The organism is Janthinobacterium sp. 13, assembly GCF_002749695.1.
GTDB classification, from domain to species: Bacteria; Pseudomonadota; Gammaproteobacteria; order Burkholderiales; family Burkholderiaceae_D; genus Janthinobacterium; species Janthinobacterium kumbetense.
The window spans coordinates 3,232,149-3,256,988 of record NZ_PEEQ01000001.1 but is presented as its reverse complement, the minus strand read 5'-3'; the positions used below and the strand labels follow the sequence as shown (position 1 = coordinate 3,256,988).

Sequence of the window (24,840 nt, the reverse complement as noted above, 5' to 3'; positions counted from 1 at the left end):
CGCCCACTTACCGAATGGCAGTCCCATGAAATTTGAACACCTGATTGAAATCAACGATCCCTTGAATCCGCTGATCGACACCTTGACCCTGGAACAGGTCTGGCGCGGCCTCGTCTTGCGCGCCGAATCGCCGAAGCTGTTCGTGCCCCACCTGGACGAATGCCAGATCAGCGAGCGCAGCGACGCCGGTTTCGCGCGCAGCCTGCGCTATGGCGAACTGGTCATCAACGACAAGGTGGTGCTGGTGCCGCAACTGCAGGTGCGTTACGAAGTGCCGGCGCAAAAGGATATCAGCGCCTCCTCGCTGGTGATGACGATCGAGATGCCCGACGAAGCGAGCCTGTGGGTGCGCTTCCAGTACGACGACGGCCACGACGCGGCCACCGATGCGGCCAACGCCCTGTACGACGACTTCCGCCGTTCCGCCTACAAGGAGTCCGACATCGACACCGTGCGCATCATGCGCGAACTGGCGCTCGAAGGGCGGCTCGATGCGGGTTTGCTGAATTAAACTATTAATGTAAAGAGTGTCTGGAAAACGTTCAGGGCTAGGCGCATTGCCGAAGACAGTACGAAAGTACGACTAGGCAATGCAACAACGCCATGGGCGTCTTTCCAGGCGCTCTACACCCTGGCGCTGCGGCCCCATAGCTGGTCGGGCCGGAACTGCAGCCCCGCCTGCTCCGCGCTGAGCACTTCGCGGATGGCGTGCAAGTCCACGCGCGTATCGCGCCGCAGCGGCACGTCCAGGCGCGCGCCGCGGGGGCCGATCAGCGATTGCACGTGGGGCGTGCTGGCATTCAAGCCCTTGCGCGTGACGACGCCGATCTCTCCATTCAACAGTTTCACGAAGGTGCCGATGGGGTAGATGCCCAGCTCGCGCACCAGCAGCGAGGCCAGCGGCGCATCCAGGGTGGCCTTGTCGGCCATCAACATTTCGCGCAGGGCCACGTTCGGCAGCAAGGGCTGGCGGTAGCTGCGCTTCGAGACGCGCGCGCAATAGCGGTCGGCCAGCATGATCAGGCGGGCGCCGATGCCGATCGCCTCGCCTTGCGTGCCCAGCGGATAGCCGCTGCCATCGATATTTTCATGGTGCTGCAACACGGCTTGCAGCCAGACGGCGTCCGTCACGCCCGTCGCGCGCAGCAAGTCGACACCGGCTTGCGGATGGGCACGCAAATAGGCGCGTTCCTGCGCATCCAGCGGCCCCGCCTTGTGCTGGAAATCCGCATGGCGTTCCAGCATGCCCACATTCATGCTCAGCGCGGCCAGCACCACGCTGCGGATCACGCCCTCATCGAGTTTCAGGGCGCGCGCCAGCAAGGCCGTGATGACGGCCGTGTCGACGCTGTGGCGCACGGCAAAGTCGCCCGCGCCCTGGTTGTGCAAGATGCAGGCCAGCGCCACGTCGGCGTCCAGAACAACGGCCTCTTCCACCAGCTGCGCCAGCGCGGCCAGCGGCAGGTGGTTGCCCGCTTGCCCGGCGGCAATGGCCGGCAAGACGAGGGCCAGGCCCGCCGTGACGAGGTTCAGCATGCGCAGGGCTGACGGCGCTTCCGTAGCCGTGCGCGGCACGTCGGCACTGGCATCGGCGATGACGCCGCGCGCCAGCAGCAATTCGATCTGGTTTTCGCTGCTGATGACATGGCCCAGCCTGGCCAGCAAGCCGCCCGTTTCGCCGTGCACGTCCCAGGGCAAGGCCACGCCCAGTGCGAGTTCTCCTGCGTAAATGCGCCGAATTTTCACGTCGTCTCCATCATCGCCTGCACCCGCCTGTTTTTACCATCCTGGCATCAGCGGTATGTACCGATTGAAATGTTTTTTGCTTTTAATCAATATTTCAATGTGGCAGCGATGATCGCGCAATCATGTGAGCTTGTCTACAAAATTATGTAAATCGCAAAGTTGCATTCAAGGGCCGGGGGTACAGTCGGCGCAGCCGGGCGCGTGTTCCGGGTCTTTTTCCAGGTGCAGCGCCAGTTCGCGCAAGGCCGTGCGCACGCCTTCCTCGATGACGGGGTGGTAAAACGGCATGTCGAGCATGGCCGGCACCGTCAGCTGCGCCTGGCACGCCCAAGCCAGCAAATGGCCCAGGTGTTCCGCTCGCGGGCCGATCAGCTCGGCGCCGAGAAAGCGCTTGCTGCCGAATTCCGCATACACGCGCAGCAAGCCCTGGTTTTGCAGCATCACGCGGCTGCGGCCCTGGTTGCCGAACGACACGGCGCCGACGGCGAAACGGCCCGCGTGGCTCACGCACAATTGCTGGTATGTGGCGCCCAGGGTGGCGATCTGCGGCTCCGTGAAGGCGATGGTCAAGGGCGTGCGGCGCAAGCCCGGTTTGACGTCCGGAAAGCGCGCCGCGTTGTCGCCCGCGATGCGGCCCTCGTCGGCCGCTTCGGGCAGCAGCGGCAGCGCATTGTCGGCATCGCCGGCGATGAAGATGGCGCTCTTGCCGCACTGCATGGTGTGCGCATCATGCAGGGGGACACCGTGACGGTCGAGCTCGATTTGCGCCGTTTCCAGGCCGATCTTGTCCACGTTCGGGCGGCGGCCGACGGCGGCCAGCAGATACTCGAACTGCTCGGTTTTTTCCACACCGGCGGCATCGCGGCTGGTCAGCAGGATGCCCTTGCCGTCGGGCGTTTTTGCCACGTGCGCGACGCCGGTCATGAAACGGATATCGAGTTCGCGCGCCAGCACGGCGTCCGCCTCGCGCAGCACCAGCGGGTCCGTCAGCTGCGCGACTTTATTGCCGCGCGCAAACAGAGTCACGCGCACGCCGAGACGCGCCAGCGCCTGGCCCAGTTCCAGCCCGATCACGCCGCTGCCGACCACGGCCACGGAAGCGGGCAAGTCCGTCCACTCGAACACGGCGTCGCTGGTGATGACTCTGTCTCCCGCCGCCTGCCACTCGGGCGGCACGATGGCCGTGGAACCGGTGGCGATCACCACGCTGGCCGCTTCCACCAAGGTATGTTCATCCACCTGCAATGTGCCGGGGGAAATAAAACGCGCATGGCCGCGCAGTTTTTCTTCGTCGGCAATGGCGTTGACGCCGTCGAGCACGAAGCCGACAAAACGGTCGCGCTCGCTGCGCACCCTGGCCATCACTTGCCGGCCATCGATGCGCACGGGGCCCGGGTGCACGCCAAAAGCCGGCGCGGCAGCCACGGCATGGGCGGCCTCGGCCGCCGCGATCAGGAGTTTGCTGGGCATGCAGCCCACCCTGGCGCACGTCGTGCCGTACGGCCCGCTTTCTATCATCAGCACGCGCTTGCCCTGCATGCGCGCCGCCCTGTGCGCCGTCATGCCGGCCGTGCCGCTGCCGATCACGGCCACATCCACTCGTATCGTCTTCATGCCGCTGCCCATCCGTTTGAGGTTGCTCACAGCGTTCGATACTACCCGTTTCGCAAAAATAAGGTTTTACTTTGCAGCAATATATGCATTAGTATAACTAATCATTTTCAAAATTTATAAGCTGAGCTAATGGGATCACTCGATTATCGCGCGCTGGCCGTGCTGGACGCCGTCGCCAGCCATGGCAGTTTCGACAAGGCCGCCCTGGCGCTGGGCATCACCCAGTCGGCCGTCTCGCAGCGCATCAAGGCGCTGGAAGACGCCAGCGGGCGCCTCTTGATCATCCGTGGCCAGCCAGCCGTGCCGACGGGCCTGGGCCAGCGCCTGATCGTGCATCACCGCAACGTCAAGCTGATGGAAGCCTCGCTCGACATCGACCTGGGCAACAGCGTCAGCATGCCGGAAATCGCCATCGCCATCGATGCCGACAGCCTGGCCACGTGGTTCCCCGACACCTTATCCGCCCTGCTGGCGCCGCCCCGCTGCCAGCTCGACGTGCGCCTGGCCGACAGCGACAGCGCCTTGCAGATGGTGCGCGACGGCTCCGTGTTCGGCTGCGTGGCAGCCGAGTCCGGCACAGCGATCGACGCGGCGGCCGCCACCAGCGTCACGCCGCTGGGCACCTTGCGCTATGTCTGCGTGGCCACACCCGTGTTTGCGGGCCACTGGTTCGGCGACGGTTTTATTGCCGAAGCGGTGCAACTGGCGCCGGCCGTCGTGGGCCAGCACGGCTTGCTGGCGCGTTTCCTCGCGGAACAATTGAGCATGCGTGAACCGTTTCCGCACCACACCTTGCCGGTGGAAGCGGCGCGCCGCGGCTGCGTCCAGGATGGCCTGGCCTATGGCTTGATGCCGCAGCGCCTGGCCGCGCAGGCGCTGGCGACGGACCGTCTCGTCGATCTGATGCCGGGCAGCACCCTGGACGTACCGCTGAGCTGGCATGCCTGGACCCTGGACACGCCGTTTACCAAGCTGCTGTCCGAGCAGATCGTCAAGTCCGCGCGCGACTACCTGAACTAATTCAGTAACTTGATTTAAATATCCAGCGGGTCCACTTCCAGCGACCATTTCACGCGCGTCTTCATGGCGCGCAATGCCATCAGCCATTCCTTTAAAAATGCTTGCAGGGCGGGACGCGAGGCGGACTCGAGCAGCAGCTGGGCGCGGTCCACGTTGTAGACGCGTGTCATGCTCATGGGAATCGGGTCGTTGATGGTCACCTGCGGGTGTTCCATGCACTCCTTGGCCGCCTGCAGGAACTCGATGGCCGTGGCCAGCTCCGGGGCTTCCGCGCGCAGCAGGGCCTGGAACAGGTACGGCGGCAGCGCCGCCTGCGCCCGCTCTTCCAGCAAGGTGGTAGCGAAGTGATCGTAATCGTGGTTGACGACGGCGTCGTACAGCGGATGGCGCGCATAGCGCGTCTGGATCAGCACTTCGGAAACGCTGCCCCCTTCCGTCTGCGCGGCGCGCCCGGCGCGGCCCGCCACCTGCATCAGCTGGGCGAACAGCCGTTCGCTGGCCCGGTAATCCTGGGAAAACAGGGCCGTGTCCGGATTCAAAATGCCGACCAGGGTCAGCTTTTTGAAATCGTGGCCCTTGGCCACCATCTGCGTGCCGATCAGGATATCCACTTCGCCCCGGTGCACGGTGTCGAACGCTTCCTGGGCGCTGCCCTTCTTGCGCGTGGAATCGGCATCGATGCGCAAGATCCGCGCCTCTGGAAACAATTGCTGCAAGCCCTCTTCCACCCGCTGCGTGCCCCGTCCCAGCGGCTGCAGGTCGACGTTGCCGCACGTGGGGCAATGGCGGGGAATGCGCAGTTCCAGGCTGCAATGGTGGCAGCGCAGCCGGTGTTCGGGCTTGTGCAGCACCATGAACGAGGTGCAGCGCGTGCAATTGCTGATCCAGCCGCACGATTCGCAGCAGATCACGGGCGAATAGCCGCGCCGGTTCAAGAACAGCAGCGACTGTTCCCCGCGCTCCATGCGCAGTTTCAAGGCGGCTACCAAATGCGAAGTCAGGCCATCTTTCGGCCGGTCGCGCTCCATGTCGAGAATCTTGACGCGCGGCAACACTGCATTCTTGACGGCCCGTTCGCGCAACTCCAGCTTGCGGTAGCGCCCCGTCTGTGCATGGTGCCAGCTTTCCAGCGACGGCGTGGCCGAACCGAGCACGATGGGAATCTGCAATTGCCAGGCGCGCCACACGGCCAGGTCGCGCGCCGAATAGCGCAAGCCTTCCTGCTGCTTGTAGGAAGGATCGTGCTCCTCGTCGATGACGATCAATTTGAGTTTCGGCAAGGACGCCAGGATGGCCAATCGCGTGCCGAGCACGATGCGCGCCTGGCCCTGGTGGGCGGCCAGCCAGTGCAGCATGCGCTCGCCTTCGGACAGGCTGCTGTGCAGGGTGGCCAGCATGACGCCGGGAAAGCGCGCACGGATATTGCCTTCCAGCTGGGGCGTCAGGTTAATTTCCGGCACCAGGATCAGGATTTGCGCATCGTCCTCGCGCGCCAGCACCTGGGCGCACGCTTGCAGATACACTTCCGTCTTGCCGCTGCCCGTCACGCCGTACAGCAGGGTCGGTTTAAAGCCTTGCGCGCCGCCGATGGCGTCGGCCGCCTCTTGCTGGGCAGGATTCAGGGCCGGCATGTTCAGGGGCGTGCCGTCGTGCGCGTCGGCCAGCTTGCCCAGCTTCTTGATGGCGCGGTCGAGCGCCACGGTGGTGAGCACGCGCAAATTCTTCGGCAAGCCCGGCAGCGCCACTTCACCGAGCGGACGCTGGTAGTAATCGGCGGCAAACGCGGCCAGCGCCAGCCATTGCTCCGACAGGGGCGCCAGCTGGCTGCGCACGGCCAGCACGTCCTTCAGTTTTGCGGCGGGCACGTCGGTGCTGTCGGACACGCCGACGATCAGCCCCATCACTTCGCGCCGGCCGAACGGCACCAGCGCCAGCTGCCCCACTTGCGGCAGAGGCACGGCAGCGTCCGCATCCGCCGCCACGTTCCAGCGGTAGTCGAACAGGGCGTTCAAGGGCGTGTCGAGCGCGATGTTCAGGATGCACGACGTCAAAATGCACTGCGACATGGGGGTAGGGCCTATCTCAATAAAAAAGCGCGCCGCAGAATCGATGGCGCGCGGGATGTCCGGCATCAAGCCAGCGGGCCATGATACTTGTTTCGCCCCTCAAACGCCTAACGGCAGGCAGGATGGCGTGGCATCGTGCCTGAAGAAAATTCTGTGGATAACTTTGTGGACAAAGCAAAATTAACTTTCAGAAAAATGTGGACAGAAAATTTCGATCGCCGTCAAGAGCGGCACGCAAGAAAAATTAAGTATTTAAAATCAATGACTTAAAAATTGACGCCCGGGAGGCTGGAAAACCGCAGGGCATTTCCGCCGCTGTGCATAACTGAACCATTTGTAATTTATTTATACAGAAATCAGCCCGCTTTTGCGGCGGCCGATCCGGAAAACCGGCGGCCGCATGCTGCAAAGTTGACAATTGCCGGGCAAGCGTTCGTTTTTACCTGCCGGGCGGCGAAACATTGTTCAATTATCATGCAGTGCAACATGCACTTCAGGTGAAACCTGAACATCGGCGCTAAGTATCGGTTAACAAAATACTTTTCAATTTTATCCACAGAATCTGTTGATAACTTTGTGGACAATGAAGGAATAAGGCAGGCGAACGAAAGAATAACCTTATCAATAGCAACAAAGTCCGCCGAACAAGGCTTTTTTTATGTCTTAATAATCAATCACTTGCAGAGCGTCTCCGGGCATGGCTTTTCGACTGCCTCTTATTTCCGCAGCAAAAAAAATTGTGCATAAGTCGGTATTTCTTGCGAAGGCGCAGCAAAGAAAAAGGCAGGCTTCCGCTGGAAAGCCTGCCTTTCTGCCCCTGCGCCAGGGGAAAACGGCTGCTTACTGGCCGCTGCGCATGGCGCGGCTCATGCTGTGCACGGCTTCCACCATGGCTGCCACCGATTCCGGCGGCGTGAACTGGGAAATGCCGTGGCCCAGGTTGAACACGTGGCCCGTGCCTTCCGACGGCGCGCCGAAGGCGTTGAGCACTTTCGCCACTTCGGCGCGGATCTGCTCGGGGCTGGCGAACAGGATGGCCGGGTCCAGATTGCCTTGCAAGCCCACTTTATGGCCCACCAGCTGGCGCGCGCGCGTCAGGTTGACGGTCCAGTCCAGGCCCACGGCATCGGCGCCGATGTCGGCGATCTGCTCGATCCACTGGCCGCCGCCCTTGGTGAACACGATGGCGGGGATTTTCACGCCATCCTTGTCGCGTTTCAATTGCGCCACCACTTGCTGCATGTAGGCCAGCGAGAACTCCTGGTAGGCGCCATCGGCCAGCGCACCGCCCCAGGAATCGAAAATCATCACGGCTTGCGCGCCGGCATCAATTTGCGCATTCAGGTACTGCGCCACGGACGTGGCGTTGATGGCCAGGATGTGGTGCATCAGGTCCGGGCGGTTATACAGCATCTTCTTGATGGTGTGGAACTCTTTCGAACCGCCGCCTTCCACCATGTAGCACGCCAGGGTCCACGGGCTGCCGGAAAAACCGATCAGCGGCACGCGGCCGTTGAGTTCCGTGCGGATCTGCGTGACGGCCTTGAAGACGTAGTCGAGCGATTCCAGGTCCGGCACTTGCAATGCCTTCACATCCTGTTCCGTGCGCAGCGGGCGCTCGAACTTCGGGCCTTCGCCATCGGCGAAATACAGGCCCAGGCCCATGGCGTCAGGCACCGTCAGGATGTCGGAAAACAGGATGGCCGCGTCGAGCGGGAAGCGCTCCAGGGGCTGCAAGGTCACTTCCGTGGCGTAATCGGGATTCTTTGCCAGGCCCAGGAAGGAACCGGCCCGCTCGCGCGTGGCGCGGTATTCGGGCAAATAGCGGCCCGCCTGGCGCATCAGCCAGACTGGGGTGTGCTCGGTCGGCTGGCGCAGCAGGGCGCGCAGGAAAGTATCGTTCTGGAGCGGAGCAAATTGTGGCATGGAAGGCAATCAATAGCTTGGAGAAGCGGTATTATCGCATCCAATCGCCGCCATTTCATTGATTCCGGTGCCGCTTTGCAGCATTTGCCACGCACAGCGATGACTTTCGTTGTGCCAGCCCTTCCATTATGATGATGCACGCCGCCGCGCGCCTTGACCCTGCCTGGCGGCCCTTGATCCCCTCACTATACGGAGCCCGCATGACCTCGACCGCATCCAGCACCCCTTATGGCATCTGGCCATCGCCGATCAGCGCGGCCATCGTCGCCGCCGGCGCCTCGCCGCTGACGCAGCTGGCCCTGGGCGGTGCGGATGGCGGCGACGTGTTCTGGCTGGCCGGGCGCGCCAGCGAGGCGGGCCGCAACACCCTGCTGCGCCAGCGCGGCGCGCGCGTCGATGAATTGACGCCGGCACCCTTCAATGTGCGCACCCGCGTGCATGAATATGGCGGCGGCGCGTATGCCGTGGCCGGCGATACCGTCTACTTTTCGCATTTCGCCGACAATTGCCTGTACCGCGTGAGCGGCGACGCCGCGCCCGCAGCGTTCACCACGGGCGGCAACACGCGCCATGCGGATTTCGTCGTCGATGCGGCCCGTTCCCGCCTGATCGCCGTGCGCGAACAGCATCCGCAGGAAGGCCATGCCCTGCCGGAAAACAGCCTGGCCGCCGTCGGCTTCGACGGGCGCGAAACGGTGCTGGCGCGCGGCCACGATTTCTATGCGGCGCCGCGTTTGTCGCCGGACGGCAGCCAGCTGGCCTGGATCAGCTGGGACCACCCGCGCCTGCCGTGGCAAGGCACGGAACTGTGGCTGGCCGACGTGCAGGCAGATGGCAGCCTCGGCTCGCCGCGCCTGATCGCCGGCGGCGCGCGCGAGTCGATTTGCCAACCGGAATGGTCGCCGAACGGCTTGCTGCACTTCGTGTCCGACAGCAGCGGCTGGTGGAACCTGTACCGCCTGCACGGCGCCGACATCGAGGCGCTGTGCCCGATGGAAGCGGAATTTGCCACGCCGCACTGGACTTTCGGCGGCAGCATGTACGGTTTCCTGTCCGACGACGAGATCGTCTGCACGTATATCCAGGCCGGCATCAGCTACCTGGCGCAATTGAACGTGGCGGCGGCCAAGCTGGAGCCGATACCGCACCCGTACCAGGAAATCCGCGAGCTGCGCGTGGGCCCCGGCTTCGTCGCGCTGCTGGGCGGCAGCCCCACCATCGCGCTGGAACTGGCGCGCATCGATTTGGCCAACCATGAACTGGAAGTGCTGGCGCAGTCGATCGCTGCCCTGCCTGCGCTCGGCTACCTGTCCGTGCCGCGCAGCTTGAGCTATCCGAGCAACAATGGCCGCACGGCGCACGCCTTCTTTTATGCGCCCACGAATGGCGACATGCAGGCGCCGGCAGGAACGTTGCCACCCGTCATCGTCATCAGCCACGGCGGCCCCACCAGCATGGCCAGCAATACCTTGAAACTGGCGACGCAGTACTGGACCAGCCGAGGCATCGGCGTGCTCGACGTCAACTATGGCGGCAGCAGCGGCTTCGGCCGCGAGTACCGCGACGCGCTGCGCGGGCAGTGGGGCATCGTCGACGTGGAAGACTGCATCGCCGGCGCGCGCTACCTGGCCGCCAACGGCCTGGCCGACCCGGAACGCCTGATCATCCGCGGCGGCAGCGCCGGCGGCCTGACGACCCTGTGCGCATTGACGTTCCACGACGTCTTCAAGGCGGGCGCCAGTTACTACGGCGTATCCGACCTGAAGGGCCTGGACAACGATTCGCACAAGTTCGAATCGCGCTACACCGACTACCTGATCGCTTCGCAGCCGCAAGCCGAGGCGCTGTACCGCGAGCGCTCGCCCATCCACCACACGGATAAATTGTCGCGCCCGATGATCTTCTTCCAGGGCCTCGACGACAAGGTGGTGCCGCCGCAGCAGTCGCAGCTGATGGTCGACGCCCTGCAGGCGCGCGGCGTGCCCGTCGCGTATGTCCCGCTCGAAGGCGAGGGCCACGGCTTCCGCAAGGCGGAAAACATCGTGCGCACCCTGGACGCGGAACTGTATTTCTACCAGCGCGTGTTCGGCCTGCCCGTGGCGGCCGGCGAGCCTCCCGTGCATATCGCCAATTTACCCGCATGACCCAGCAAAATGTCGACCAGCATCTGTTGGACGAGTTCGCCGCACTGGAGCAGCACGAGCAGATGATCCTGGCCTTGCTGGCGATCACGGGCGAACCGGTGGGCAAGCATGCCGTGTACGAACACTTGCAGCGCGCCAATGTCGTCGAACCGGACGGCACGCCGTTTTCCCTGCTGGTAGTGACGAACATGCTGCTGCGGCTGACGCGCCTGGCGCTGGCGTCGGAAATCGTGGGACGGGGCTTTGCCTGCGAAGCGAGGCTGCGCTGGCCCGCCATGCGCACCGCCATCGAACACCTGGTGTTTCGCGACCTGTGCCAGGCCATCGAGCTGATCAATCCCGTGCGCCGCAACTGGGATGGCTATGTGGAGCTGCGCAGCTACCGGCAAGGCGTGGCCCGCCTGCGCATCGCCCTGCTGCGCAATGACGAGGTACGCCACGTGGCCGCCATCCTGGCCGCCTGCATGGCGTGCTATGAAGCGCAGCAGCTGCATCCGCTGATCGAAATCTTCGGCCGGCCGTTCGAGCCGGAGATGTTGTCTTTCGTCATGCCGCAACTGCAGGATGACATCCTCGCCGTGCTGCTGGGCAATGCGCCGCGCGAGCCGGGCACGGCGCACGCCATCCGCGCGTACGCGCGCGCCCACCACGCGCGCCAGGCGGCGGCCGGCGACCATATCGGCGCCGCCCTGCCGCTGGCCCTGGCCGAAGACGCCCTGCTGTGCGGCGAACTCGACGCGGCTGCGCGCTACCTGGCAGACCAGCAGGGCCCGCAGGTGCTGTTTCTCGACAGCAGCATCGCCCTGTTGCGCGGCGAACATGCGCACGCCGTGGCGGGCTTCGAGACAGCCTTGAAGGGCTTGCGCAAGGAAACAGGCAAGCGCAAGCTGTGCTTCACGGGCATCGGCGGCCACTTGTACGTGCTGGCCTTGCTGCGCAGCAACGACGCCAAGCTGCTGAAAAGCGCGGAAACTTACCTCGATATCGCCCTGCATGCGCAGCCGAACCACGACAGCATCGTCTACCAGCAACTCAATACCCTGCGCCTGGTGCGCGCCGGCGTGCAGCTGGCGGAAAGCATCCCCACGCGCAGCTGGGAAACGGCACTGCAGGCGCAACTGTTCCAAGCCTTGTTGTACTACTGGCTGGCCTTACCGCAGTTGAGCGAACGCAAGGATCAGCTGCGGTCGCTGGTGCAGCAAGCGGACGCGGCCGGCTACGACCTGATCGCGGCGCAGGCGGCCGGCTTGCTGGGCTTGATGGGCGAGCCGCAGCAGGAGCGCTATGCGACGGCCAAGCGGGCGCAACATGGCTTGACGGACATGGCGCCGTGGTTCGAGCGCCAGGAAGCGTGGCAGCGCCAGCTGAGCGCGCTGATCAACCTGCAACAGAACGCGCCCGCCGAAGCGCTGGGCGGCGTCTCGCGCCTCGTGTGGCTGGTGGCGTTCGACCCGCGCTTTGGCCTCACGGCCGTGGAAGTGCGCGAGCAGAAGCGCGACGCGCGGGGCGGCTGGAGCAAGGGCCGCGCCATGGGCCTCAAACGCCTGGCCGAGGAGGCGGGCGACATCGATTTCCTCACGCCGCAGGATGCGCGCGCGGCGGGCAGCATCGCGCCTTTTAAACAATATTATTCGTCGGCGCCCCGCTATGAAGTCGAGCTGGACAAGGCAGCCGTCTTGCTGGTGGGCCACCCGCTCGTCTTCTGGCTCGATCACCCCGACACGCGCGTGGAGCTGATCGCCGGCGCGCCCGAGCTCCTCATCAAATCGCACGAGGGACAACTGTGGCTGGGCATGCAGCCGCCATTGCCCGACAACGGCAGCAATGTCGTGGTGCAGCGCGAGACGCCGACGCGTTTGCGCGTGGTGCACATCCTCGACGAACACCGGCGCATCGGCGCCATCGTGGGCCTGGGCCTGTCCGTGCCCCTGCATGCGGAAAAACAGGTGATGCAGGCCATCGGCGCCATCTCGTCCATGGTCACCGTGCAATCGGACATCGGCGGCGGCGCGGGCGATGCGGAAGCGATCACGGCCGACCACCGCCTGCACGTGCACCTGCTGCCCTACCAGCAGGGTCTGAAAATGCAGATCCTGGTCCGCCCACTGCTCGACAACGGCGCCTATTACGCGCCGGGCAGCGGCGCCGAAAGCGTGTTTGCCGATGTGGCGGGCCGGGCCGTGCAAGCGCGGCGCGACTTGAACGGGGAACGCGAAGCGCAGCGCCAGCTCATCGGTCGCTGCCTGGTGCTGGAAGAGGCGGAAGAAGAGCATGGCGAGTGGCTGCTGGGCCAGCCTGCCCTGGGCTTGCAATTGCTGGTGGAGCTGCAGGCGCTGAACCCGGACGGCATGGTGCTGGCCTGGCCCGAAGGCGAAACCATGCGCGTGTCGAAACGCATCGACAGCGGCCAGATGCGCCTGAACATCAAGAGCGAAAAAGACTGGTTTGCCGCCAGCGGCGAAGTGCAGATCGATGAAGACAAGGTGATGGACTTGCGCGCCCTGCTGGACTTGATGCAGAACAATAAAAGCCGCTTCGTGGCCCTGGGCGACAACCAGTTCCTCGCCCTCAGCGACGAATTGCACCGCCGCCTGTCCGAGCTGGCCGCGTATGGCGAAGCGCATGCCGATGGCGTGCACATCCACCCGCTGGCCGCCTTCGCGCTGGAAGAGCTGGCCAACGATGCGGGCGGCGTGAAGGCCGACAAACTGTGGCGCGAACACTTGCTGCGCCTGCGCGCGCTCGACGACTATCAGCCGCAACTGCCCAGCACCTTGCAGGCGGACTTGCGCGACTACCAGCTGGCCGGTTTTAACTGGCTGGCGCGCTTGGCGCACTGGGGCGTGGGCGCCTGCCTGGCCGACGACATGGGACTCGGCAAGACCTTGCAGGCGCTGGCGCTGATCCTGGCGCGCGCGCCGCACGGCCCCACTCTCGTCGTCGCCCCCACATCCGTATGCATGAACTGGATCAGCGAAGCGCAGCGCTTCGCGCCCACCTTGAACATCAAATTGTTCGGCAGCGGCGACCGCGCCGACATGCTCGATACCTTGCAGCCGTTCGACGTGGTGGTGGCCAGCTATGGCTTGCTGCAACAGGAAGCCACTATGTTTGCCGGCGTGCATTGGCATACGATCGTGCTCGACGAAGCGCAAGCGATCAAGAATGGCGCCACCAAGCGCTCGCAAGCCGTGATGGCCTTGCAAGGGGATTTCCGCATGGTGGCCAGCGGCACGCCGCTGGAAAACCACCTGGGTGAATTGTGGAACCTGTTCCGCTTCATCAACCCCGGTTTGCTGGGCACCCTCGACCAGTTTAATTTGCGCTTCGCCGGTCCCATTGAGAAAGATCAAGACAAGCGGGCAGCGGCCGGCGCGCGCCTGCGGCTGCGCCGCCTGATCGCGCCATTCATCCTGCGCCGCACGAAGACGCAAGTGCTGTCGGAATTGCCGTCGCGCACGGAAATCGTGCTGGAAGTGGAATTGTCGCCGCAGGAAACGGCGCTGTACGAATCCTTGCGCCGCGAAGCACTGGAAAAACTGGCCATGGTGGAAGGGCCAGCGTCGAAAAAGGCCATCCAGATCCTGGCCGAGATCATGAAGCTGCGCCGCGCCTGCTGCAACCCGCAACTGGTGGCGCCCGAGCTGGGCCTGGCCAGCAGCAAGCTGGCGGCGTTCGCCCAGTTGTTGTCGGGTTTGCTGGAAAACCGCCACAAGGTGCTCGTCTTCAGCCAGTTCGTCGACCATTTGACCCTGATCCGCCAGCACCTGGAGCAGCATGGCGTCAGTTACCAGTATCTCGACGGCAGCACGCCCATGCAGGAACGCAAGCGCCGCGTCGACGCCTTCCAGGCGGGCGAGGGCGACGTTTTCCTCATCAGCCTGAAGGCGGGCGGCATGGGCATCAATTTGACGGCGGCCGATTACGTGATCCACATGGACCCGTGGTGGAACCCGGCCGTGGAAGACCAGGCTTCCGACCGCGCCCACCGCATGGGGCAATTGCGCCCCGTCACCATTTACCGGCTGGTGGCGAAACATACGATCGAGGAAGGCATCGTCGAATTGCATCAGCACAAGCGCGACCTGGCCGACAGCCTGCTGGAAGGCAGCGACGCGGCCGCGCGCATGTCGGCCAATGACATGCTGGGCATGCTGCAGGAAGGGTTGAAGCAATGAGATTGAAAAAATGAGCGGCGCCACCGCGTTCCATGCGATGATCGTTTTTCCCTGTTTTGATGCCACGCCATGACCGACTATATCGCCACCAGCGCCGGCCAGCGCGCCACCTTTTTATGCGGCAAATCCTGGACCGCCTACGTCAGCACCTTCCTCATCGCCGTGCTGCTGTTTTTTGCCGCCCTGCCGCTGGCCTTCAAGTACAACGCGCGCGCCGCCTTCGTCGTGCTGATCGGCTCGGCCCTGATCGTCGGCTACCGCCTGCTGACCATCCGCAGCTATCAGCTGTACGTTGATGAGGCGGGCGTGTGGCTGGCGTCCGGTATCTTGCCGTGGAAAAAGAAACTGACGGGCGTCAAATGGCGCGACATGGATGAAGCCGTCTATGAAACGAACTTCTGGAGCTGGCTGTTCCAGTCCTATACGGTAAGAGTCAGCCAGCGCTACACGCAGGAAACGGAAATCCACGCCACCGGCATGGCGCGCGGCAAGGATGCCGTGGCGGCCATCAATGCGCGGCACCAGGAATTGCTGCACGGCAGCGCCATCGTCGTCTAGCGCGGCGCGCTCCCGGCGCAAAAAACTGCGCAGCGGCGGCAATTAATGCTAATCTTTGGGCCGCCCAGGCAAGCAAGGCCAACCTTTCAATAGTTGTTTGTTACTTATATTATCAGTTTATTATTTTCTGATCAGGACAAACAGCAAAATATTCAAGAGATAAACTATGCTGATAAAAAATAAAGTTGCGCTCGCCGCATTGATGATGGCCTTTACCCTGACACCGGCCAGCGCCGCCAAGAAGCCGCAGAAGCAAGGCAAGGCCAGCACCAGCAGCAGCAAGAAGAAAACCGTCGGCAAGAAAGCGGCCGTCGTCAGCGCCGCCACGGCAGCCACGGTAGCGGCCGTCGCCAGCGAGAACAGCAGCGACCGCTCCATGAATAACCTCAGCGGCCAGTTCCTCACGGCCCTGTGGCGCCTGGACCCGGAAAGCGCGATTTCGGTCGGCAAATACGATGGCGCCGCCAACCTGAGCATTCCCGACGCGGCCAGCCGCCAGAAGCAACTGGCCTTCATCGAAGAATGGCTGGGTAAATTCGGCAAGCTGAATGCGAGCAAAATGTCGGACAAGCAACGTACCGACCTGGCCCTGCTGACGAATAAACTGCAATCGGACCGCTGGTATCTGACCACCTTCCGCGAATTCGAATGGAATCCCGCCCAGTACAACGTGGCCGGCTCCATCGACTTCATCCTGAACACGGAATACGCGGCGCAGCCGCAGCGCCTGCGTACCTTGCTCAAGCGCATCGCCACCGTGCCGCAATACTATGCGGCCGCGCGCGCCAGTATCAATCACCCCACGCGCGAACACACGCAGCTGGCCATCGCCCAGAGCGCCGGCGTGCTCAGCGTGCTTGACGACCTGAACAAGACGGCACAGGGCTCCATCCTGACGCCGGTGGAAAAACAGCTGTACACCGTCCGCATCGCCGCGGCCCGCACGGCCGTGCAAGGCTACGCGGCGTGGCTGACGGAACAGGATGCCGCGCTGGCGCAGAACGGCAACGCGCGCTCCTTCCGCATCGGCAAGGAGTTGTATGAGCAGAAATTCGCCTACGATATCCAGGCCAGCGTGAGCGCCGAACAGATGTACCAGAAAGCCCTGGCCGCGCGCGAAAAGCTGCTCGAGCACATGGATAGCCTGTCCGACGAGCTGTGGGTGAAAACCATGGGCGCCACGGCCAAGCCGGCGGACCGCACGGCAAAGATCGGCATGGTGATCGACAAGCTGTCCAGCAACCACGTGGCGCCTGCCGATTTCGTACCGGAAATCCGCCGCCAGATTCCCGAGTTGCAGGAATGGGTAACCAGCCACAACCTGCTGACGATGGACCCGAAAAAGCCCCTGGTCGTGCGCAAAACGCCCGCCTACCAGCGCGGCGTGGCCGGCGCCAGCATCGAAGCGCCCGGCCCGTATCGCCCGCAAGACCGCACCTATTACAACGTGACGCCGCTCGACGGCGAAACGCCGGAACAGGCGGAAAGCAGCTTGCGCGAATACAACCACTGGATCTTGCAGATCCTGAACATCCACGAAGCCATCCCCGGCCACTACACGCAGCTCGTGTACGCGAACAAGTCGCCGTCGCTGGTCAAGTCCATCTTCGGCAATGGCGCCATGATCGAAGGCTGGGCCGTGTATGGCGAACGCATGATGCTCGAGTCCGGCTATGGCAATAACGCGCCGGAAATGTGGCTGATGTATTCAAAGTGGAACTTGCGCAGCGTCACCAATACCATCCTCGACTACAGCGTGCACGTGCAGGGCATGACAGAAGCGCAGGCGCTGGATCTGCTGACGCGCCAGGCCTTCCAGACCCAGCGTGAAGCCAAGGAAAAATGGCGCCGCGTGCAACTGAGCTCGGTGCAACTGACCAGCTATTTCAGCGGCTACAGCGAAATCATGGACTTGCGCGAACAGCGCAAACAAGCGCTGGGCAACAAATTCGTGCTGAAGGATTTCCATGAGCAATTCCTCAGCTACGGCAGCGCGCCCGTGAAAGTCATCAAGGAATTGATGAATTAACTGGCGCTCGCCGTCAGCTTGCAAAGGGCGCCGCGGCGCCCTTTTTTTTGCCTTTGCATCAGCATTTGCGCCAGCGCAAACCGTCGCGGCCCATAGTCGTTAATCTGCTGTGAAGGCAGGCGCCACCGCACTCCTCACTGGCAATTGCCGATTTTCCTGCTAGGCTGGATACAGGAGCGTCCATGCATATGCCCATCCAGTTCGACACCCTCGATTACGCCAAACGCCTCGCCTCGGCCGGCGTGCCCACGCAACAGGCGGAAGCGCATGCGACGGCGCTGGGTGAAGTACTGGGTTCGGCCGTGGTCGTGCATGGCGAGCTGGCGGCGATGGAGCGCAATCTGCTGGGGGAAATCAAGCTGGTGGCGCAAAAGGTCGATACCAGAGTGGATGCGCTGGAACTGAAATTCGATACCAGAATAGATGCACTGGAGCAAAAATTCGACGCCCGCCTGGAACGCATGGACTTGCGCCATGGCGCGGACATGAAACACGTGTACTGGATGATGAGCACCCTGATCTTGCTCAACCTGGGCATCCTCAGCAAACTGATGCTGCAGTAAGCACGCACTCACTTGCGCAACCATGAAAAAGCCGCTGCTCCGGAAGGAGGTCAGCGGCTTTTGCCTGCGTATCTTGCACGTGCCAGCTTGCGTCTAGGACGCCTCTTCCGGCGCCTGGGTGGCCCTGACGAAGATGGGCGCCACCAGCAGGCCCAGCTCGAACAGCAGGCACATCGGGATGGCCAGCGAGAACTGGCTGACCACGTCCGGCGGCGTGACGATGGCGGCGATCACGAAGGCACCGACGATGATGTAGGGACGCACTTCCTTGAGTTTCGCGATAGTAACCAAGCCCATGCGCACGAGGATCACCACCACCACGGGCACTTCGAAGGTGGCGCCAAAGGCCAGGCACATCGACATGACGAAATCGAGGTAGTTTTCGATATCGGGCGTGACGGCGATCGACGAGGGCGAAAAATCGCTGATGAAGTGGAACACGCGGCCAAACACAAAGAAATAGCAGAAGGCCACGCCGGCCATGAACAGCAGGGACGACGAAATGACCAGCGGTGCGATCAGGCGCTTTTCATGCGTGTACAGGCCGGGGGCGATGAAGGCCCACATCTGGTACAGCACCCAGGGCAAGGCGACGATGAAGGCGATCACCAGGGTCACTTTCATCGGCACCAGGAACGGCGAAATGACGCCGGTGGCGATCATTTTCGAGCCGGCCGGCAGCGAGGCGATCATCGGCGCCGCAATAAAATCGTAGATATGCGAAGGCCCGGGCCAGTAAAACAGCACGGCGCAGACGACGGCGATACCGATCGAGGCCTTGACCAGGCGGTTGCGCAGCTCGACCAGATGCGAGATAAAGGTTTCTTCCACCGGAGATTTGCTACTCATGAGTAAAAGGAGGAGGAACTGGCGCGCGGACGAAAGCGCGCCACGCGGGCGGCCGCCGACTGCACGTGCAGCTTGCCGCCATGGCGCTGCTTGTACCAGCCGGGGATGGCGGAATTGCGCACCAGCTTCTTGCGGCGGAATTCGCGCGCCTTGCGGGCCAGGTCATCGTTGGTGGCGCGCAGCATGGCTTCATGGGCGTCGTGCTGCCCCTCATACGCACTGGCATCGCCGCGCCAGGCGCTTTCCACCTCGGCCAGGTTGCCGGAGATCGAGTTTTCCACGCCATGCATGGATTTCTCCACGCTTTGCTTGACGGAATGGGCCGCATCCTGCACTTCCTTCTGCAGGTTTTTCAGCTCTTCCATTTCAATTTCGCGCGAGACTTCGGATTTCACCTGGTTCAGATAGCGTTGCGCGCGGCCATACAGGGTACCGGCCATGCGCGCCACTCTCGGCAACTTTTCAGGGCCGATGACTATCAACGCAACCACGCCGATGATGGCGATTTTAGAGAGACCGAGATCGATCATAAGCGGACAAGGGCTGTTACCGGACGAGGCAAGCGCCCCGCCACGCTATCAGAACTTGCTTTTCTCTTTCGTTTCGACGTCGATGGTGCTTTTGTCGGCCACTTGCGATGGCGCAGCAGGAGGGGTATTGGCTGCCGGGGCGTCATCTTCGCCCTTGACGCCATCCTTGAAGCCTTTGACGGCCTTGCCGATATCACCGCCGATATTGCCCAGTTTCTTGGTGCCGAAGACCAGCATCACAATGACCAGAACGATCACCCAGTGCCAAATACTCAATGAACCCATCACATTCTCCTTGCGGGACGGTGCCCGAATAGCGTCGACCAATGCCGGTAGTATACACGCGAACCCGGCGCGCAGCGAAATCAGTGTTGACCGCGCCAGGGGCGGGGACCGCCGTACACATGCATGTGCAGGTGATACACCTCTTGCCCGCCGTTCGGGCCGCTGTTGATCATGGTCTTGAAGCCCCCGGCAGGCGCGCCATCGGCGTCATACGTGACGGCGCAGCCGAACTCGGCAGCGAGCTTCGGCGCCAGACGCAGCAGCTTGCCCAGCATCTCCGTATGGCTGTCATCGCAGTCGGACAGGCTGGCCACGTGGCGCTTCGGGATCAACAGCAGATGCACGGGGGCGGCCGGGTTGATGTCCTTGAAGGCCAGCAAGTCCTCGTCTTCATACACGATGGTCGAGGGAATTTGTTTTGCAGCAATCTTGCAAAAAATACAGTTATCCACGCACGCTCCAATAGATCAATGTTTGTCTGTTTCGCCGGCGTCGCGCAGCTCATCCTTGCGTGCCGCCTTTTCTTCCAGGCCGGACAAGCCTTCGCGGCGCGCCAGCTCGTCGAGCACCTGCTGCGGCGTCAGGTCGAACTGCGCCAGCATCACCAGACTGTGAAACCACAGGTCGGCGCATTCGTACAAGACCTTCGACGGGTCGTTGTCGCGGCGCGCATCCTTGGCGGCCATCACCGTTTCCGTCGCTTCTTCGCCGATTTTTTTCAAAATGGCGTCATCGCCCTTGGCAAACAGGCGCGCGACATAGGAGGTGGCGGGGTCGCCGCCGTTGGCCAGCTTGCGCGATTCGATCACGGCGGCCAGGCGTTTTAACGTTTCACTCATTTGCTCTTGCTTTCCGCGTAAATCGTCTCAGGGTCTTTCAGGACGGGGTCGGTGACTTGCCATTCGCCCGTTTTCTCGTCGCCTTCGAATTTCTGGAAGAAGCACGAATGGCGGCCCGTATGGCAGGCGATGCCGCCGGCTTGCTCGATTTTCAGCAAGACCACGTCTTCATCGCAATCGAGGCGGATTTCCAGCACCTTTTGCGTGTGGCCGGACTCTTCGCCCTTGTGCCACAGTTTCTTGCGCGAACGGCTCCAGTACACGGCTTCGCCCAGTTCCACCGTGCGCGCCAGCGCGTCGCGGTTCATCCAGGCGAACATCAGCACGTCATTGCTGCCCGCTTCCTGCGCGATCACGGGCACCAGGCCGTGCTCGTCCCATTTGACCTTTTTCAGCCACTTGGCATTGCTTGCTACGATGGTTCCGTTTTGCATGTTCTGTATCCTGGGTACTATTTTGTTTACGCCAGGCGCATGGGAATGCCCTGCTGCGCCATGAACTGCTTGGCTTCCTGCACCGTGTGCTGGCCATAGTGGAAGATGCTGGCGGCCAGCACGGCGTCCGCGCGGCCCACCTTGATACCATCGACCAGGTCTTGCAAGCCGCCCACGCCGCCCGAGGCGATGACGGGGATGCTGACGGCGTCGGACACGCCGCGCGTCAGGCCCAGGTCGAAGCCCACCTTGGTGCCGTCGCGGTCCATGCTGGTGAGCAAGATTTCGCCGGCGCCCAGGCTTTCCATTTTACGCGCCCAGTCAAAGGCGTCCAGGCCCGTGGCGGTGCGCCCGCCATGGGTAAACACTTCCCACTTACCGGGCGACACTTGCTTGGCGTCGATGGCGACGACGATACATTGCGAGCCATGCTTTTGCGACGCCTCGTACACGAGTTGGGGATTCGTCACGGCCGAGGTGTTGATGCTGACCTTGTCGGCGCCCGCGTTGAGCAGCCGGCGCACGTCTTCCACCACGCGCACGCCGCCGCCCACGGTCAGCGGAATGAACACTTGCGACGCCACGGCTTCGATGATGTCGAAGATCAGGCCGCGGTTGTCGCTCGAGGCGGTAATGTCGAGGAAAGTGATTTCATCGGCGCCCTGCTCGTCATAACGGCGGGCAATTTCCACCGGGTCGCCGGCGTCACGCAATTCCGTGAAATTGACGCCTTTGACGACGCGGCCATTGGTCACGTCGAGGCAGGGGATGATACGTTTTGCAAGCATGATGGTATCCAGATTGTCGCCAGGCCAGGGCGTGCACGCGCACACCCCGGCCGGGCTGGCTTAAACGGCGGCGTCGGTCAGTTCGTCGGCGCGTTCCTGCGCCTGCGCCAGGTCGATCGTGCCTTCATAGATAGAACGGCCGCAGATCACGCCTTCGATGCCTTCGGCCTGGACCGCGCACAGCGCTTCCACGTCGCCGATATTGTGCAGGCCGCCCGAAGCGATGACGGGGATCTTGACGGCTTGCGCCAGCTTGACGGTGGCCTCGATATTAATGCCGCCCATCATGCCGTCGCGGCCGATGTCCGTGTAGATGATCGATTCGACGCCGTAGGCTTCGAATTTTTTCGCCAGGTCGATCACTTCGTGGCCCGACATCTTGCTCCAGCCATCCGTTGCCACTTTGCCATCTTTGGCGTCGAGGCCGACGATGATGTGGCCCGGGAAGGCACCGCAGGCGTCGTGCAGGAAGCCGGGGCTTTTCACGGCCGCCGTGCCGATGATGATGTAGGTGATGCCGGCGTCGAGGTAGCGCTCGATGGTGTCGAGGTCGCGGATGCCGCCGCCCAGCTGCACGGGGATTTCCTCGATGTCATTTTCCACGGCGAAATCTTGCACGGCCTTCAGGATGGCCTTCACGGCGCCTTCGTTCTTCGGCTTGCCGGCAAAGGCGCCGTTCAGGTCGACCAGGTGCAGCCGGCGCGCGCCTTGCATCAGCCAATGGCGGGCCATCTCGGCCGGGTCTTCGGAAAATACGGTGGCAAGTTCCATATCGCCTTGTTTCAGGCGTACGCAGTGACCGTCTTTCAGGTCGATGGCGGGAATGAGCAGCATGGTCAGTGTGATTTAGAGTGAGTGAGGGGCGGAAAAAAAGCCGGATAGCTAACGTTAAGGTTGCCAGTGAACGAAGTTCTTGTACAGCTGCAAACCAGCGGCAGCGCTTTTTTCAGGGTGAAACTGTGTCGCGAAAATATTATCACGGGCGACGGCACAAGCAAACGGCGCGCCATAGACAGTCTCGCCCACCGTGTGCGCCGCTTCTTGAGGTTGAGCAAAATAGCTGTGCACAAAGTAAAAATAGGCGTTGTCGGCGATACCATCCCACATGACATGGGACGCCGTTTGCCGCACTTGGTTCCAGCCCATTTGCGGCACCTTGAAGCGCGAGCCGTCTTCCTGCACCTGGCCGTCGAGCTGGAAGCGCACGACTTTGCCTGGCAGCAAGCCCAAACCGGCCGCATCGCCCTCTTCGCTGCCGTCGAACAACATTTGCTCGCCGATGCACACGCCCAGCACGGGCTTGCTGTCGGCGGCGCGCAGCAGCGCCTCGAGCACGCCCGATTCGCGCAGGCTGCGCATGCAGTCGGGCATGGCGCCCTGGCCCGGCAAGACGATGCGGTCGGCGCTGTCGATGTCTTGCGCCAATCCGGAAATGCGCACGTCGGCTTCCGGCGCCACGGCGCGCAGGGCCTGCGCCACCGAGCGCAGATTGCCCATGCCGTAATCCACCACCACAATTTTATTCATGTTTGATCCCGGAATCTACAATATAGCGAGAGCGGCGCTTACAGGCTGCCCTTGGTCGATGGAATGATGCCGGCCGCGCGCTCGTCGAGCTCGGCAGCCATGCGCAGCGCGCGGCCAAAGGCCTTGAACACGGTTTCGCATTGATGGTGGGCATTCGTACCGCGCAAGTTGTCGATATGCAATGTCACGCCCGCATGGTTGACGAAGCCGCGGAAAAATTCCAGGGTCAGGTCGACGTCGAAGCCGGCGATCATGGCGCGCGTAAACGGGATGTGGTATTCGATGCCCGGGCGGCCCGAGAAATCGAGCACCACGCGCGACAGCGCCTCGTCCAGCGGCACATACGCATGACCGTAGCGGCGGATGCCCTTCTTGTCGCCGATAGCCTTGGCCACGGCCATGCCCAGGGTGATGCCCACGTCTTCCACCGTATGGTGGTTGTCGATATGCACGTCGCCCGTCGCTTCGATATCCAGGTCGATCAAGCCGTGGCGGGCGATCTGGTCCAGCATATGGTCGAGGAAGGGCACGCCGGTATTGAGCTTTTGCTGGCCCGTGCCATCGAGGTTGAGGGCGACGCGAACTTGCGTCTCATTGGTGTTGCGCGTGATTTCTGCGGTGCGGTTCATGGGAGGCTCTGGCGATAGGCTAAACGAGGGATGCCTTGAAGGCATCGTAAAAAAGGGAATTCTCTTCCGGGGTGCTGACGCTGATGCGCAGGCAATTGGCCAGCGCAGCATGCATTTTACTCATATTTTTAATTAAAACCCTGCGGGCAAGCAGTTTTGCGCAAACATCGTCGGAATCAGCCACACGAATCAGAAGAAAATTTGCCTTCGAGGGAAACACGGTCACACCCGGCAGCTCCGCCAGGCGCAGCGCCAGCGTATCGCGCGCGCTGTTGAGCAGATCCGCCTGGGCATTCAACACATCGAGGTGTTCGAGCGCGAATTCGGCCGCCGTCTGCGTCAGCACATTCACGTTATACGGCGGGCGCACTTTTTCAAACTGCGCCAGCAGGGCCGGCGCGGCCGACATGTAGCCGAGGCGGATGCCGGCCAGGCCCAGTTTCGACACGGTACGCATCACCACCAGGTTCTCGAACTCGGGCAAACGGCCCATGAAGCTGTGCTGCGCGAACGGTTCATAGGCTTCGTCGACGACGGCGATGCCCGTGTCGCCCAGGGCGGCCAGGATGCGTTCGATGCCGGCGCTGGCAAACAGGTTGCCCGTCGGGTTGTTCGGATAGGCGAGGAACACCAGCGCCGGGCGATGCTGTTCGATCGCCGCCAGCATGGCGTCCATGTCCAGGCTGAAATCACTCTTCAAGGGCACGCCGACGAAATCCATGCCGGCGAACTGCGCCGAGCGCGCATACATGACGAAGGCCGGCACGGGCGCCAGCAGCACGGCGCGCTTGCCCGGCTCCTGGTGGGCGCACGCCATGGCCAGGATGGAAATGAGCTCATCGGAGCCGTTGCCCAGCATGACGTCGAAGCCGGCGGGCACGCCCAGCTTGGCGCAGATGGCCGCCTGCAGGCTGGCGTACGACGGCGGATAGCGGTTCAGCGCCACGCCGGCCAGGCGCGCGCCCAGCTCTTCGCGCAGCTGCGGCGGCAGCGGATACGGGTTTTCCATCGCATCGAGTTTGATGTAACCGCTGGCATCGGCTACCTGGTAGCTTTTGACGGCCAGCACATCGGACCGCACGGTGTTGCTGATTAACTGATCGAGGAAAGACATG

The 24,840-nt window shown here is 62.7% G+C and carries 22 protein-coding genes; 7 read left to right on the top strand and 15 right to left on the bottom strand.

The window, feature by feature from the left end:
* Positions 1-25 precede the first annotated feature (25 nt).
* A complete protein-coding gene (locus CLU94_RS14325; protein WP_099666092.1) occupies positions 26-511 on the top strand; it encodes an SRPBCC family protein in 486 nt (161 codons plus the stop codon).
* Between the two features lie 113 nt (positions 512-624).
* Here the strand turns inward: CLU94_RS14325 and CLU94_RS14320 are convergent, their stop codons facing one another.
* Positions 625-1,746, bottom strand: a complete 1,122-nt coding sequence (locus CLU94_RS14320; protein WP_257218808.1) for an HD-GYP domain-containing protein — start codon at positions 1,744-1,746, stop codon at positions 625-627.
* A 165-nt stretch (positions 1,747-1,911) separates the two neighbouring features.
* Entirely contained in the window at positions 1,912-3,360 is a 1,449-nt protein-coding gene (locus CLU94_RS14315; protein WP_099668313.1) for a dihydrolipoyl dehydrogenase, read from the bottom strand.
* A gap of 129 nt (positions 3,361-3,489) precedes the next feature.
* Between CLU94_RS14315 and CLU94_RS14310 the strand changes: the two genes are divergently transcribed.
* On the top strand, positions 3,490-4,380 hold the full coding sequence (locus CLU94_RS14310; RefSeq protein ID WP_099666091.1) for an ArgP/LysG family DNA-binding transcriptional regulator: 891 nt from the start codon (positions 3,490-3,492) through the stop codon (positions 4,378-4,380).
* Between the two features lie 14 nt (positions 4,381-4,394).
* On the opposite strand, the gene CLU94_RS14305 is transcribed toward CLU94_RS14310, so the two are convergent.
* Complete coding sequence (locus CLU94_RS14305; protein WP_099666090.1) at positions 4,395-6,446, bottom strand: primosomal protein N'; 2,052 nt, start codon at positions 6,444-6,446, stop codon at positions 4,395-4,397.
* Positions 6,447-7,286: 840 nt separating this feature from the next.
* Positions 7,287-8,372 (bottom strand): uroporphyrinogen decarboxylase, encoded by a 1,086-nt coding sequence (hemE, locus tag CLU94_RS14300; protein ID WP_099666089.1) that lies wholly within the window; start codon positions 8,370-8,372, stop codon positions 7,287-7,289.
* 200 nt (positions 8,373-8,572) lie between these two features.
* Between hemE and CLU94_RS14295 the strand changes: the two genes are divergently transcribed.
* The 5 genes from CLU94_RS14295 to CLU94_RS14275 all read left to right on the top strand — a co-directional run bounded on the left by CLU94_RS14295 (position 8,573) and on the right by CLU94_RS14275 (position 17,844).
* Positions 8,573-10,516, top strand: a complete 1,944-nt coding sequence (locus CLU94_RS14295; RefSeq protein ID WP_099666088.1) for a dipeptidyl-peptidase 5 — start codon at positions 8,573-8,575, stop codon at positions 10,514-10,516.
* Complete coding sequence (locus tag CLU94_RS14290; protein WP_099666087.1) at positions 10,513-14,694, top strand: DEAD/DEAH box helicase; 4,182 nt, start codon at positions 10,513-10,515, stop codon at positions 14,692-14,694. The genes CLU94_RS14295 and CLU94_RS14290 overlap by 4 nt, the downstream gene beginning before the upstream one ends.
* A gap of 69 nt (positions 14,695-14,763) precedes the next feature.
* A complete protein-coding gene (locus CLU94_RS14285) occupies positions 14,764-15,252 on the top strand; it encodes a hypothetical protein (RefSeq protein WP_099666086.1) in 489 nt (162 codons plus the stop codon).
* A gap of 169 nt (positions 15,253-15,421) precedes the next feature.
* Positions 15,422-17,281 (top strand): DUF885 domain-containing protein, encoded by a 1,860-nt coding sequence (locus CLU94_RS14280; RefSeq protein WP_099668312.1) that lies wholly within the window; start codon positions 15,422-15,424, stop codon positions 17,279-17,281.
* A 182-nt stretch (positions 17,282-17,463) separates the two neighbouring features.
* Positions 17,464-17,844 carry a hypothetical protein gene (locus CLU94_RS14275; RefSeq protein WP_099666085.1) on the top strand — a complete coding sequence of 127 codons (381 nt, stop codon included), beginning with the start codon at positions 17,464-17,466 and terminating at the stop codon, positions 17,842-17,844.
* A gap of 93 nt (positions 17,845-17,937) precedes the next feature.
* Here CLU94_RS14275 and tatC read toward each other — a convergent pair whose 3' ends face one another.
* The 11 genes from tatC to hisC form a co-directional block, all read right to left on the bottom strand.
* A complete protein-coding gene (gene tatC / locus CLU94_RS14270) occupies positions 17,938-18,693 on the bottom strand; it encodes a twin-arginine translocase subunit TatC (protein WP_077398220.1) in 756 nt (251 codons plus the stop codon).
* Positions 18,690-19,223, bottom strand: coding sequence for a Sec-independent protein translocase protein TatB (gene tatB, locus CLU94_RS14265; protein WP_099666084.1), 534 nt, complete (start codon positions 19,221-19,223; stop codon positions 18,690-18,692). Before tatB ends, tatC begins: the two co-directional genes overlap by 4 nt.
* Positions 19,224-19,271: 48 nt before the next feature.
* Positions 19,272-19,508, bottom strand: a complete 237-nt coding sequence (gene tatA / locus CLU94_RS14260; RefSeq protein ID WP_034780931.1) for a Sec-independent protein translocase subunit TatA — start codon at positions 19,506-19,508, stop codon at positions 19,272-19,274.
* Positions 19,509-19,588: 80 nt separating this feature from the next.
* A complete protein-coding gene (locus CLU94_RS14255; RefSeq protein WP_099666083.1) occupies positions 19,589-19,960 on the bottom strand; it encodes a histidine triad nucleotide-binding protein in 372 nt (123 codons plus the stop codon).
* A 15-nt stretch (positions 19,961-19,975) separates the two neighbouring features.
* A complete protein-coding gene (locus tag CLU94_RS14250) occupies positions 19,976-20,347 on the bottom strand; it encodes a phosphoribosyl-ATP diphosphatase (protein WP_034753849.1) in 372 nt (123 codons plus the stop codon).
* On the bottom strand, positions 20,344-20,781 hold the full coding sequence (gene hisI, locus CLU94_RS14245) for a phosphoribosyl-AMP cyclohydrolase (protein ID WP_034753847.1): 438 nt from the start codon (positions 20,779-20,781) through the stop codon (positions 20,344-20,346). Before hisI ends, CLU94_RS14250 begins: the two co-directional genes overlap by 4 nt.
* A gap of 26 nt (positions 20,782-20,807) precedes the next feature.
* The gene (hisF, locus tag CLU94_RS14240) at positions 20,808-21,569 is read right to left on the bottom strand and encodes an imidazole glycerol phosphate synthase subunit HisF (RefSeq protein WP_099666082.1); all 762 of its coding nucleotides are present in this window, start codon (positions 21,567-21,569) and stop codon (positions 20,808-20,810) included.
* Positions 21,570-21,629: 60 nt separating this feature from the next.
* Positions 21,630-22,403: a 1-(5-phosphoribosyl)-5-[(5-phosphoribosylamino)methylideneamino]imidazole-4-carboxamide isomerase gene (gene hisA, locus CLU94_RS14235; protein WP_070219639.1), complete on the bottom strand. Its 774-nt coding sequence runs from the start codon at positions 22,401-22,403 to the stop codon at positions 21,630-21,632.
* Between the two features lie 54 nt (positions 22,404-22,457).
* The gene (gene hisH, locus CLU94_RS14230) at positions 22,458-23,096 is read right to left on the bottom strand and encodes an imidazole glycerol phosphate synthase subunit HisH (protein ID WP_099666081.1); all 639 of its coding nucleotides are present in this window, start codon (positions 23,094-23,096) and stop codon (positions 22,458-22,460) included.
* Positions 23,097-23,134: 38 nt separating this feature from the next.
* The gene (gene hisB / locus CLU94_RS14225) at positions 23,135-23,725 is read right to left on the bottom strand and encodes an imidazoleglycerol-phosphate dehydratase HisB (protein WP_010402123.1); all 591 of its coding nucleotides are present in this window, start codon (positions 23,723-23,725) and stop codon (positions 23,135-23,137) included.
* Between the two features lie 19 nt (positions 23,726-23,744).
* Positions 23,745-24,839: a histidinol-phosphate transaminase gene (hisC, locus tag CLU94_RS14220; RefSeq protein WP_099666080.1), complete on the bottom strand. Its 1,095-nt coding sequence runs from the start codon at positions 24,837-24,839 to the stop codon at positions 23,745-23,747.
* Position 24,840 lies beyond the last annotated feature (1 nt).